Source organism: Stenotrophomonas sp. STEN023 (genome assembly GCF_056760135.1).
Genome location: NZ_JBRREF010000058.1, coordinates 19128 through 31037, shown reverse-complemented (window position 1 = coordinate 31037; position 11910 = coordinate 19128). Strand labels below are relative to the sequence as shown.

Annotated in this window: 14 protein-coding genes; 6 read left to right on the top strand and 8 right to left on the bottom strand. The window is 63.4% G+C overall.

Annotation, left to right across the window (positions count from 1 at the left end; genetic code table 11):
* Positions 1-182: 182 nt before the first annotated feature.
* The gene (gene purB / locus ACVOLV_RS15530) at positions 183-1565 is read right to left on the bottom strand and encodes an adenylosuccinate lyase (protein ID WP_481555171.1); all 1383 of its coding nucleotides are present in this window, start codon (positions 1563-1565) and stop codon (positions 183-185) included.
* A gap of 202 nt (positions 1566-1767) precedes the next feature.
* Between purB and ACVOLV_RS15525 the strand changes: the two genes are divergently transcribed.
* Positions 1768-3177: a class II fumarate hydratase gene (locus tag ACVOLV_RS15525; RefSeq protein WP_481555170.1), complete on the top strand. Its 1410-nt coding sequence runs from the start codon at positions 1768-1770 to the stop codon at positions 3175-3177.
* A 198-nt stretch (positions 3178-3375) separates the two neighbouring features.
* Here the strand turns inward: ACVOLV_RS15525 and ACVOLV_RS15520 are convergent, their stop codons facing one another.
* The 7 genes from ACVOLV_RS15520 to ACVOLV_RS15490 form a co-directional block, all read right to left on the bottom strand.
* Positions 3376-3804 carry a hypothetical protein gene (locus tag ACVOLV_RS15520; RefSeq protein ID WP_481555169.1) on the bottom strand — a complete coding sequence of 143 codons (429 nt, stop codon included), beginning with the start codon at positions 3802-3804 and terminating at the stop codon, positions 3376-3378.
* Between the two features lie 70 nt (positions 3805-3874).
* Positions 3875-4465, bottom strand: a complete 591-nt coding sequence (locus ACVOLV_RS15515) for a DUF2884 family protein (RefSeq protein WP_481555168.1) — start codon at positions 4463-4465, stop codon at positions 3875-3877.
* A 29-nt stretch (positions 4466-4494) separates the two neighbouring features.
* Complete coding sequence (locus ACVOLV_RS15510; RefSeq protein ID WP_481555167.1) at positions 4495-5319, bottom strand: DUF4097 family beta strand repeat-containing protein; 825 nt, start codon at positions 5317-5319, stop codon at positions 4495-4497.
* A gap of 21 nt (positions 5320-5340) precedes the next feature.
* Positions 5341-6321: an ABC transporter permease gene (locus ACVOLV_RS15505; RefSeq protein ID WP_481555166.1), complete on the bottom strand. Its 981-nt coding sequence runs from the start codon at positions 6319-6321 to the stop codon at positions 5341-5343.
* A complete protein-coding gene (locus ACVOLV_RS15500) occupies positions 6318-7190 on the bottom strand; it encodes an ABC transporter ATP-binding protein (protein WP_481555165.1) in 873 nt (290 codons plus the stop codon). Before ACVOLV_RS15500 ends, ACVOLV_RS15505 begins: the two co-directional genes overlap by 4 nt.
* Positions 7187-7549: a GntR family transcriptional regulator gene (locus ACVOLV_RS15495; RefSeq protein ID WP_303746637.1), complete on the bottom strand. Its 363-nt coding sequence runs from the start codon at positions 7547-7549 to the stop codon at positions 7187-7189. Before ACVOLV_RS15495 ends, ACVOLV_RS15500 begins: the two co-directional genes overlap by 4 nt.
* 3 nt (positions 7550-7552) lie before the next feature.
* Positions 7553-7795 carry a hypothetical protein gene (locus ACVOLV_RS15490; protein WP_481555164.1) on the bottom strand — a complete coding sequence of 81 codons (243 nt, stop codon included), beginning with the start codon at positions 7793-7795 and terminating at the stop codon, positions 7553-7555.
* 148 nt (positions 7796-7943) lie between these two features.
* On the opposite strand from ACVOLV_RS15490, the gene ACVOLV_RS15485 reads away from it, so the two are divergent.
* The 5 genes from ACVOLV_RS15485 to ACVOLV_RS15465 all read left to right on the top strand — a co-directional run bounded on the left by ACVOLV_RS15485 (position 7944) and on the right by ACVOLV_RS15465 (position 11800).
* Complete coding sequence (locus ACVOLV_RS15485; protein WP_481555173.1) at positions 7944-8492, top strand: glutathione peroxidase; 549 nt, start codon at positions 7944-7946, stop codon at positions 8490-8492.
* 85 nt (positions 8493-8577) lie between these two features.
* On the top strand, positions 8578-9558 hold the full coding sequence (locus ACVOLV_RS15480) for an FKBP-type peptidyl-prolyl cis-trans isomerase N-terminal domain-containing protein (protein ID WP_481555163.1): 981 nt from the start codon (positions 8578-8580) through the stop codon (positions 9556-9558).
* A 25-nt stretch (positions 9559-9583) separates the two neighbouring features.
* Entirely contained in the window at positions 9584-10933 is a 1350-nt protein-coding gene (locus ACVOLV_RS15475; RefSeq protein WP_481555162.1) for a UDP-glucose dehydrogenase family protein, read from the top strand.
* The gene (locus ACVOLV_RS15470) at positions 10926-11165 is read left to right on the top strand and encodes a SlyX family protein (RefSeq protein WP_481555161.1); all 240 of its coding nucleotides are present in this window, start codon (positions 10926-10928) and stop codon (positions 11163-11165) included. The genes ACVOLV_RS15475 and ACVOLV_RS15470 overlap by 8 nt, the downstream gene beginning before the upstream one ends.
* A gap of 8 nt (positions 11166-11173) precedes the next feature.
* Entirely contained in the window at positions 11174-11800 is a 627-nt protein-coding gene (locus ACVOLV_RS15465; RefSeq protein WP_481555160.1) for a DUF2058 family protein, read from the top strand.
* The last annotated feature ends 110 nt before the right edge of the window (positions 11801-11910 follow it).

Here is an 11910-nt window from a genome sequence, read left to right as displayed (position 1 = left end):
TTTTTCTTAAAAAAATCCCTAAAAAACCTCCCCCCCTCCGGCCCCCCCCTGCGGGGCTTGGGGGTTTACCGGGAACCTGTTCCCCCCCGTTGGCCGCGCCACTACATCTAAAAGCTTCCCCTCATCCCAACCCTTCTCCCGTGAACGGGAGAAGGGCTTTAAGCACTCAGCATTTCTGCTGCTCAGATCGCCTTGGCCAACTCAGCAGCCAGGCCCGCATAGCCGCCCGGGGTCAGCTCGCGCAGGCGCTGCTTGGCCTCGGCCGGCAGTTCCAGGGTCTCGATGAACTCGCGCATCGAATCGGCAGTGATGCCGTGACCGCGGGTCAGCGCCTTGAGCTGTTCATAAGGATTCGGCAGGCCGTGGCGGCGCATCACCGTCTGTACGGCTTCGGCCAGCACTTCCCAGGCAGCGTCCAGATCGGCGTCCAGGCGTTCCGGGTTCACGGTCAGCTTGCCCAAGCCCTTGGCCAGCGATTCCAGGCCCACCTGGCTGTGACCGAAGGCGGTGCCGACGGCGCGCAGTACGGTGGAGTCGGTCAGGTCGCGCTGCCAGCGGCTGATCGGCAGCTTGGCGCTGAAGTGCTCGAACAAGGCATTGCCGATACCGAAGTTGCCTTCGGCATTTTCGAAGTCGATCGGGTTGACCTTGTGCGGCATGGTCGAGGAGCCGACTTCGCCCTCCTTGAGCTTCTGCTTGAAGTAGCCCAGCGAGATATAGCCCCAGATGTCGCGGGCCAGGTCGATCAGGATGGTGTTGGCGCGGCGTGCGGCATCGCCGATCTCGGCGACGTTGTCGTGCGGCTCGATCTGGGTGGTGTAGGGGTTGAACACCAAGCCCAGCGAGGTGACGAAACGCTCGGCGAAGGCCGGCCAGTCGATGTTCGGGTAGGACACGACATGGGCGTTGTAGTTGCCGACGGCGCCGTTGATCTTGCCGGTCAGCTCGACCGCGCCGATCTGGCGGATCTGCCGTTCCAGGCGGGCGACGACGTTGGCCAGCTCCTTGCCCAGGGTGGTTGGCGAGGCGGTCTGGCCGTGGGTGCGCGACAGCATCGGCTGGTCGGCCTGGGCGTGGGCCAACTGGCGCAGCGAGGCGGCGATGCCGCTGTAACCGGGCAGAATCACCTTGTCGCGGGCTTCAGCCAGCATCAGGCCGTAGGACAGGTTGTTGATGTCCTCGCTGGTGCAGGCGAAATGCACGAACTCCAAGGCCGGTGCCAGCTCGGCGTCGTCCTTGAGCTGTTCCTTGATGAAGTACTCCACGGCCTTGACGTCGTGGTTGGTGGTGCGCTCGATCTCCTTGACGCGGGCAGCGTTCTCGACCGAGAAGCCATCGGCCAGCGCGCGCAGCTTGGTCTTGCCGGCCGCCGAGAAATCGGCCAGCTCGGTGATGCCCGGCTCGGCAGCCAGCGCCAGCAGCCATTCGACCTCGACTTTGACGCGGGCCTTGATCAGGCCGTACTCGGAGAAGATCGGACGCAGGGCGTCGACCTTGCCGGCATAACGGCCATCAAGCGGGGACAGGGCGAGCAGGGCGGCTTCTTGGCGGGACGTATCCGTCATGGCGGCAGGCGGTTGGGCAGTGGCGGGGGCGCATATTCTACGCTGCCGGGGCAACCGCCGCTGGCGGGCCATTGAATCCCGCCCGCTGCAGGTGCCATTGCCGCCCATGACGGGTATGGTGTGCGCAGCCGCCAGCCAGGGAAGCCTGCCCATTGCCAGCCGCAGCTTCCTTTCCCCCCAATGAAGAAGTGCGGAGTAGATGATGAGCAAGGGTTCCAAAAGTGGTTTCCGGACCGAACACGACAGCATGGGCGAACTGCAGGTGCCCGCCGAGGCACTGTGGGGCGCGCAGACCCAGCGTGCGGTCGAGAATTTCCCGATTTCCGGGCAGCGCATGCCGCGCGCCTTCATCCGGGCGCTGGGCCTGATCAAGGGCGCCGCGGCCGAGGTCAACACCGGCCTGGGGCTGCTGCCCAAGGGCGTTGGCAAGGCGATCCAGTCGGCGGCCACCGAAGTGGCGATCGGCGCGCATGACAGCCAGTTCCCGATCGATGTCTACCAGACCGGCTCCGGCACCTCGTCGAACATGAACGCCAACGAGGTCATCGCCACGCTGGCCAACCACGGCGGCAAGGCCGGCAAGACCGCGGTGCATCCCAACGATCACGTCAATCTGGGGCAGAGCTCCAATGACGTGATCCCAACCGCCATCCGCGTCTCGGCCCAGCTCGAAGTGGTGGAGTCGCTGTTGCCAGCGCTCAAACACCTGCGCAAGACCATCGACAAGCGCGCGCGCACGCTGGGCAAGATCGTCAAGACCGGCCGCACCCACCTGATGGACGCGATGCCGCTGACCTTCGCCCAGGAGTTCGGTGCCTGGTCGGCACAGCTGGCCTCGGCCGAAGGACGCATCGAGGATGCCTTGAAGCGCCTGCGCCGCTTGCCGCTGGGCGGCACCGCGATTGGCACCGGCATCAACGCCGATCCGCGTTTTGGTGGCAAGGTAGCGCGGGCGCTGTCGGTCAGCACCGGGGTCAAGTTCGAGAGTGCGGCCAACAAGTTTGAAGGGCTGGCAGCGCAGGACGACGCGGTGGAGTTGTCTGGCCAGCTCAATGCGCTGGCGGTGGCCCTGATCAAGATCGCCAATGACCTGCGCTGGATGAACTCCGGCCCGCTGGCTGGCTTGGGCGAGCTGGAACTGCCGGCGTTGCAGCCAGGCAGCTCGATCATGCCGGGCAAGGTCAATCCGGTGATTCCGGAGGCAACCGTGATGGTGGCTGCGCAGGTGATTGGCCACCACGCCGCGATCACCGTGGCCGGGCAGACCGGCAACTTCCAGTTGAACGTGGCGCTGCCGCTGATCGCGGCCAACCTGCTGGATTCGATCCAGCTGCTGTCCAACGTGATGACGCTGCTGGCCGACAAGGTGTTCGTGGGTCTGGTGGTCAAGCAGGAACGGGTGCGTGAGGCCTTGGCCCGCAATCCCATCCTGGTGACGGCGTTGAACCCGATCATCGGCTACGAGAAGGCCGCGGCGATTGCCAAGCGCGCCTACAAGGAGCAGCGGCCGGTGCTGGAGGTGGCGCTGGAGGACAGTGGTTTGTCCGAGGCCGAGCTGAAGCGCCTGCTGGACCCGGCGGCGCTGACCCTGGGCGGCATCCACGACCATTGATGGGCTTGCCCCCTCCCTTTCGCGTAGCGAAGGGGAGGGCTGGGGAGGGGTTGGCTTTCGGCCCTGCGGGGGCTGTTGGCGTCGCGGTTTACGCCGCCCCTACGGGAGAGGTTGTTGGGCAGGCCTCTGCCGAGCATGGCTCGGCACTACATTGACATTGCCGGTAAAGCCTCTGCCGACCATGGGTCGGCACTACGGTCAGCGCACGGCGCGCAGGTTGGCCAGGGCTTCGTCGTACTTCTCGAACTCGGGAATGTGCTTGGCCAGGTCCGGCGGGAACGGCGATTGGCCTTCCGGGAGCTGCAGTGGCAGTGTGCGCTCCAGCGCCGCTGCCGGATCGGCGTCCACCAAGGTGTTCTGGCGCAGGATCTGCAGCTTGACGTAGCTGGTCTGCAGCATTGCCTGCTGCTCGGCATTCAAGGGGATGACGATGTCATCCACGCGCAGGCGGCCGTCCGGCAGGATGTCCAGGTTGGGGTAGGGCGCGCGGCGGATGGCGATGCGCTCCAGGGTGACTTCGGTCTTGGGCTTGCTGCGCTCGCTGCGGTGCTCGGCGTACTTCTCACGGTCACAGCCGGTCGCGAGGGTGGCGAAGGCAATGAGGATCAGCAACAACAGTTTGTTCATGGCAGCGGGGCAACAACGACGGGGGCGGTCATTCTAACGCCCCCGCCAGAGGGCAGGTCAGGCCCCCCGATCAGGGAATCTGGACATTGCCGTTGCCATTGCGGCAATCGTCGATATCACCCTGGTCCATCTTTGCGTACGGCTTGAACTCCGGCACCGCCGCAGCCAGTTGCTGCTGGGTGACCATCAACGCTGGCAGCTGGTCGCAGATCTTGGCGGCGCTGGCCTTGATCTTGTCCGCTTCGGCATTGATGCGTGCTTCGATCTGCTCGGAGTTGCCAGAGAAGATGCCCTTGATCGCTTCGCCCGCAGCCTGCGCACCGAGGTTGGCCCCCTGCACACCGATGTCGATGCCAGCCTCGGCGATGCCGATCACCTGCGTGCGGTAGCGCTGTGTAATCACGCGCTGGCTGTCATTGAGCGGGATGGAGGCGCCATTGATCAGCAGGTCGCCGGTCGGGGTGACTTCCACCTTTGCACCGTCGGAACCGATGCTGATGTTTCCCTCTGCCATTTCCTTGCGGGCCTTGTCGGTCGCTTCGCGGACCTTGGCACCAATGGTGCTGTCGGTCGCCGGTGCGTTGGTTGCCGGCTTTTCACCACAGGCGGCCAGCGGGATGGCCAATGCAAGAGCAAGCAGGGGTGCGTTGAGGATCTTCATGGTCTGCGTTCCGTTGCGATAAGAAGGAATTAGCGTTTTTTCGGCAGGTCGATGCTGCCGGTGATGTCGGAGTGGTTCACTGAGCCGCTGCCGAGGCTATCCACCTTGAGGCTGGCGGCGCCACGGACGTCGAGGTCGCCCGAACCCAGTGAGCCCAACTGCACGGCGCCGCGGCTATCGCGAATGTCGACGTCACCGGAGCCGATGCTTTCGATGCTTACGGCACCCTGTACACCGCGCAGCTCGACGTCGCCGGAACCGACAGTGCCAACCCGGGCGTCGCCGCGGACGCCGTCGATCTTGGCGTCGCCGGAGCCCACCGAAAGCACGTGAAGCGAGCCGATGTTGTGGAACTCGACATCGCCTGAGCCCACTGCCGCCGTTGCCAGGCCCTTGATGTCACGCGCACTGACATCGCCAGAACCCACGTCGGCGCTCATGCTCTTGGCGCCGACCAGAGAGGCATCACCGGAACCGACCTTGAGCTGTACCAGGATGTCGTCCGGCAGGCTGCCGGTCAGGTCCAGGTAGGCGTAGGTGTTGCCCATGTTGATGTTCAGCCCCTGGTTCCGGCGTTCCAGCGTCACCACCAGCTTGTCGCCAACCTTGCGCTGGCTCAGCGAGAGCTGGTCCAGCAGTTCCTGGCTGGAAGCGCAGCCACGTCCGCTGATGGCCGCTCTCGCTCCTGGGCTGGCCTGCAGGCGCAGGTCATGGCTGTTCACCTCGAACATCACGGTCTTGCTGCTGCCCAGGTCCAGGTTCAGCGACTGCGGTGCGGTAAACGCGCAGGGCTGGCTGGCGATGGCTGCGCCCGGCGCAGCCAGCAATGCGGCCAATACAAACGTCTTGTGCATGAACATTCTCCTGATCGGAACTCAGATGTCGTCGCGACGGCGGCGCAGGTAGATGGCGGCGACGATCAGAACGATACCGACCACGGCGCCGATCCAGATATCCGGGTTCGACAATACCTGACTGAGGCTGTGGTGCTGCAGCAGCCACTGCACCAGGTCGGCCGGGGTCTGCAGGTCTTCGCCGCTGATGTTGGTGTCGGTCAGGCCACGCGGCAGCCAGGATGACGGGAACACGCTCAGCAAGCCGCGGTAGGCGACGGTGTACCAGATCCAGCCCAGTGGCAGCTTCACGCCCGGCATGGCGCCGAGGATGCTGATCATGGTGCAGGCCAGCAGCGGCAGCAGCACTGCCCACAGGAACGGCTTGGTACGTACCAGCGCCGAGCAGAACATCAACCAGCCAACGGTAGGCAGTGCCCAGAGCAGGCTGATCGGCAAGGTGCTCAGGACCAGGCCAAGGATGCGGAACGGATGCGAGTGGGTGGCGATTGCCCAGGGGCTGGTGGCGCCGGCACCGGCCGCACCCAACATGGCAACCACCCACAACACCAGGCCGACAGCCAGGCCGATCGCCATTGCGATCAGCGGTGCCAGCACCAGCGCCCACAATGCCTTGGACAGCACGGTCTGGGTGTCGGATACCGGCAGCGACTTCCAGAACAGTACGCTGCGGTCGCGGCGGTCGTCATAAAGGCTGCCCAATGCGTAGAAGAACACGACGAAGGCAAGTATCAGCGAGGCCAGGAAGATGCCTGCCAGCAGCAGGCCATCGCCGAACGCGCCCATGACCTTCAGGTATTCGCTGATCTCGCCGGAATGGTTGATGCCATCCGAGCTGCGTGCGGCGAACACGCCAATCACGGCGCCAATGGCGGCGAACAGGATGGCGATGCCACCGGTGATGACCTGGGCCCAGACGAAGCCGCCCCGGTTTTCCCAGTACTCACGCTTGAGCAGCCATTTGAACTTGCCGAGCGGGGAGATGTGATGAGCGGCGTTCATGCGTAGGTTCCCTTCATGGTGGCCACGAACAGGTCGGCCAGGCCGGGGGTGCGGATTTCGCCCATGGCGGCGAGTTGGTTGCGGTCAACGCCGTCGAACAGCAGCACGGTTTTGCCGAACGGCAGTGCGCGTTCTTCGATAGGAGCCAAGGCCCGGGCTGCCTGCAGGGCGTCGGCCGAAGCCAGCAGCTCGGTGTAGCGACCGGCCAGGGCTTCCATGTCCGACGACAGCACGATCCTGCCATCGCGGATGAACAGCACGTCGGTAAGGATGTGCTCGACTTCTTCCACCTGGTGGGTGGTGATGATGATGGTCTTCTGCTCGTCGAAGTAATCCTCCAGCAGGCGCTGGTAGAACTCCTTGCGGTACATGATGTCCAGGCCCAGGGTGGGTTCATCCAACACCAGGATCCTGGCGTCGATCGCCATCACCAGCGCCAGGTGCAGCTGCACGACCATGCCCTTGGACATCTCTCGCACGCGCTGCTTCGGATTGAGCTTGGTATTGGCGAGGAAGCGCTCGCAGCGGGCGCGGTCAAAACGCGGATGTACGCCGGCGACGAAATCGATGGCTTCCTTGACCCGCAACCAGCGCGGCAGCACGGCTACGTCGGCAATGAAGCAGACATCGTTCATCAGATCGTCGCGCTGGGTGCGCGGGTCCATGCCCAGCACCTTCAGGTCGCCGTCAAACGAGGTCAGGCCGAGTACGGCCTTGAGCGCCGTGGTCTTGCCGGCACCGTTGGGGCCGATCAGACCGACGATGCGGCCCGGTTCAATGGTGAAACTAGTGTTGTCCAGCGCTGGCTTCTGCTTGTAAGCCTTGCGCAGGCCCTTGGCGGAAACGACGGCTTCGACGGCGGCGTTCATAGGTTGGTCCCCGGTGGCAGCAAATCTTTCATGGTCAGGCCCAGGCGCTGGATGCGCTCCAGCACGGCCGGCCATTCGTCATTGAGAAAACGATCGCGCTCGTTGCCGCGCAGTTTCTGTGCGGCCTCCTCGGTCATGAACATACCAAGGCCACGGCGCTTCTCGACCAGGTTCTCGTCGGCCAACTCCTGGTAGGCGCGCGAGACGGTGATCGGGTTCAATTGGTACTCGGCCGCCACCTGGCGTACCGAGGGCAGGGCATCGCCCGGCTTCAGGATTCCGTCCAGCATCATCGCAATCACGCGATCCTTCAGCTGGCGGTAAATGGGAGCGCCATCGCTCCACTGGATATCGCTCATGGGTCAGCTCCGCGAATTCAGCTGTGCGAAAGAAAAATAAGGCATCGAAAGGCTGGTCCGCATACGCCGGACCGGTCGTTTCGCTTTGGGGCTTTCGTCGGCTTCCTGTCCATCACCGGCCGCCTGGGCTGCATAATCCTTGGCATCGGCAAGTCCGTTGCCGAGGGAGGTTGAGCAGCCCAGTAACAACAAGGTGCCTGTGACCATCAGTGCGTGGAGAGCGTATCTGCCGTGCTTGGTGTTCATGAGGGCTCCCTGTGTAGGGTGGCTGGTGTTGTATGCAACTATAACACCGACACGCCGACATGCAACTGATTCCGACCAAACTAATGGCCTATGTCGTTCCAACCTTGCTTGTCGTGTTCAGGAGAAACCAGTGAACATTCGTAATTTATTGATTTCAATTGCTTTTGTGGCTAGTTCGGGCACTGCCCTGGAGGCCCTGGCGGGGCCGCTGCTGGACCGCAGCTTCCGTTCGCTGGCTGGAAAAGACGAGGTGAACCTGAATCGCGCGTATGGCGGCAAGGTGCTGTTGGTGGTCAACACTGCCTCCAAATGCGGATTCACCCCGCAATACGAGGGGCTGGAGGCATTGCAGCAGGAACTGTCGCCGCGTGGTTTTGCTGTATTGGGCTTTCCGTCCAACGATTTCAAAGGCCAGGAGCCGGGCAGCGAGGAGCAGATACAGGAGTTCTGCACACTTACCTACGGGGTGAAGTTCCCGATGTTCCAGAAGGTCCATGTGATCGGCTCGGAAGCCACGCCGCTATACCAGGACCTGACCCGTATCAGTGGTGTGGCGCCAGCATGGAACTTTCACAAATATCTGATATCACGCGATGGTCGGGTGCTGGCACAGTTCCCGAGCCGGGTGAAGCCGGATGATCCGGAACTGCGGGCGGCAATTGACCGCGCGCTGGCCGCACCAGCACCACAGCGCTGATGCGCCTCGACATCTGCGGCGCGCGTGCGACAATGTCGCCCCTCGCGCCGCCGGTGGCGTCTGTTCACTTCCAGGAATGCAGCGAATGAAGATGGGAAAGCGTGGCGCGGTTGCGTCGCTTCTGATTTTGGCGATGGCGGCCCCCGGGGTCGTTTATTCGCAACAACCTGCCGCTGCGGCGGCGACCAAGGAGAAGTCTGTTTTGACCTCGGATCGTGAAAAGATTGGCTACGCCATCGGTATTGACGTGGCCAGCTCGTTTGAGCCGGTTGCCTCGGAAGTAGACGTGGCTGCTTTGCGCCGCGCTGTCGAGAACGCCTTTGCCGGTAACCCGCCGCTGTTGTCGCAGGAAGAAGCACAGAAGACCGACCAGGCGCTGCGCACCGTGATGATGGTCCGTTCGGGGCAGCAGGTTCCGGGCATGGCTCCGGGCAGTGCACCGCCATCGGTTGACCGCGAGAAGGTCGGCCTGATGCTGGGCAGCTTTGCCGTTGGTCCGTCGCTGGCGCGCATCCAGAAGGATATCGATCTGGACTCGGTGTTCCAGGCGATCAGCACCGTGTTCTCCAAGGGCACCCCGCTGATGAGCCACGAGCAGGCGCAGGGCGTGCTGCAGGCGTTCAGCGCCACCAAGGAAGCCGAAATGAAGGCTGAGGCCGGCAAGGCCGCACAGGCCAACCGTGAAGCAGGCAATGCCTTCCTCGCCAAGAACAAGACCCAGCCGGGCGTGGTGACCACCGCTTCGGGCCTGCAGTATCAGGTGATCCGCGCCGGTAGCGGCGAGCGCCCGATGGCTACCAGCCGTGTGCGCGTCAACTACGAAGGCAAGCTGCTCAGCGGCGAAGTGTTCGACAGCAGCTACCAGCGCGGTCAGCCGGTTGATTTCGGTCTGGATCAGGTCATCAAGGGTTGGACCGAGGGCGTCGCACTGATGCCGGTTGGTTCCAAGTACCGCTTCTGGATTCCGGGCGAGCTGGCTTACGGCGAGAACGGCACCCAGGGTGGCCCGATCGGCCCGAACGCAACCTTGACCTTCGACGTCGAGTTGCTGGGCGTGATGCCGTAAGGCTGGTCACGGAGCGGACGCAACCATGCGTGTAGCTATTTTCGGCACCGGCTATGTAGGTCTCGTCACCGGGACCTGTCTGGCGGAAGTAGGGCACGATGTGGTCTGCGTCGACATCGACCAGGCCAAGGTCCAGGGCTTGGAGCGGGGCATCATCCCGATCTACGAGCCCGGCCTGGAACCGATGGTGAAAGCCAACCACGCCTCCGGGCGCCTGGCTTTCACCACCGACGCGGCGCAGGCCATCGGCCACGGTGAAGTGGTTTTCATCGCGGTAGGTACGCCGCCCGATGAAGACGGCAGTGCCGACCTGCAATACGTGTTGGCGGTTGCCCGCACCATCGGCCGCCATCTGGCGCGGCCGACGGTGGTGGTGAACAAGTCGACGGTGCCGGTTGGCACCGCGGACAAGGTTCGTGCTGCCATTGCCGAAGAGCTGGCAGCGCGTGGCCAGGAGATTGCGTTCGACGTGGTCTCCAATCCCGAATTCCTGAAGGAAGGCGATGCGGTCGCAGACTGCATGCGCCCGGATCGCATCGTCATTGGCGCCAACAGTGCGCAGGCGGTTGCGGTGTTGCGTCGCTTGTATGCGCCGTTCAACCGCAACCGCGACCGCGTCGTGGAAATGGATGTGCGTTCGGCCGAGCTGACCAAGTACGCCGCCAATGCGATGTTGGCGACCAAGATCAGTTTCATGAATGAAATTGCCAATATCGCCGAGCGCGTAGGCGCCGATATCGAGCAGGTGCGGCAGGGCATAGGTTCTGATCCACGCATCGGCTGGCACTTCATTTATCCAGGCGCTGGCTATGGCGGCTCCTGTTTCCCCAAGGATGTGCAGGCGCTGGCGCGCACTGCCGCACAGCACGGTCACCAGCCGCAGCTGCTCAATGCGGTTGAGGCGGTGAATGCCGCCCAGAAGGGCCATCTCTTCGAGCTGATCCAACGGCATTACGACCGCGGCGAAGATGAGGGGGTGCGTGGCAAGACCTTCGCTGTATGGGGCTTGGCATTCAAGCCGAACACCGACGATATGCGCGAGGCACCGAGCCGGCGCGTATTGGCCCAGTTGTGGGAAGCCGGTGCCAAGGTGCAGGTGTTTGATCCGGAAGCCATGGAGGAAGCTCGCCGCGTTTTTGGCGAACGTGAGGACCTGGTTTTCTGCGACTCCGCATTTGCCGCACTACATGACGCAGACGCTCTGGTGGTAGTCACCGAGTGGAAGCAGTTCCGCAGCCCCGATTTCACGCGTATGCGTGAAGCACTCGGCGATGCGGTGGTATTTGATGGCCGTAACCTCTACGACCCGGCTGAAATCGAAGCCGCAGGCCTGGCGTATTACGGCATTGGTCGAGGACGTTCCGTACATGCATGAATCAACACCTGAGCAGCGCGAGCAAGCGCTGGAAGCCCGCATGGTTGAACTGGAGATGCGCGTCTCTTTCCAGGAGCATGCCCTGGCGGAGATGAGCGAGGCATTGGCTGATGCCCGTATGCAGGGCTCACGCAATGCAGACCTCCTGCGCCACCTTCTTGATGACCTGGGCAAGGTGCGCACGGCCTTGTACGCCGATGCCGCCGATGAACCACCGCCCCCGCACTACTGATATTTCCTATGAGTGACAATATTCGCGACCAGCTGCTCGGGCTGGGTTTCAAGCCTGCTCCCAAGCCGGAGCGCAAGCCGGAAGTGCGCCGGGACGGCCGTCCGCAGGGCAAGCCGGGCCAAGGCCGGCCGCAGCAGGCAGGCAACAAGCCTGCCCATGCAGGCAAGCCAGCGCACCACGGCAAGCCAGCCAATGCTGGTAAGCCGGGGCAGGGAAAGCCGCAGTCCGGTCCACGCAAGCCGCGCTCGCAGGAAGACATCGACCTGGCCAAGGCCTATGCGATCCGTGCGCAGAAGGAAAAGGACGAACGCATCCAGGCCGAACAGGCCAAGCAGGAAGAAGCACGCCTGCGCCGTGAAGCGCGCGCCAAGCTTGATGAGCTGATCAAGGACAAGGGACTGAATGATCCCAACGCCGACATTGCCCGTCACTTCCCGTACGGCGGCAAGATCAAGCGCGTCTACGTCAACGCCGAACAGCTCAAAGCGCTCAATGCAGGTGAGTTGGGCGTGCTGCAGCAGAACGGCCGCTACCTGTTGGTGAGCGCCGAGGTACTGGCGCAGGCCGAGCAGGTGTTTGCCCAGGCGGTGGCGCTGAAGGTCGACCCGAATGCACCGGCCGATGCGGATCCCTAGGCGGTTCCGCAGTACCAGGTGCCGGATGATCTGGTCTGGTAAGAGCCAGATTGGCGCTCTGGAACGAAGAGACAGGCCTTTGGCCTGTCTCTTTGTGTTTTTGAGGCTGG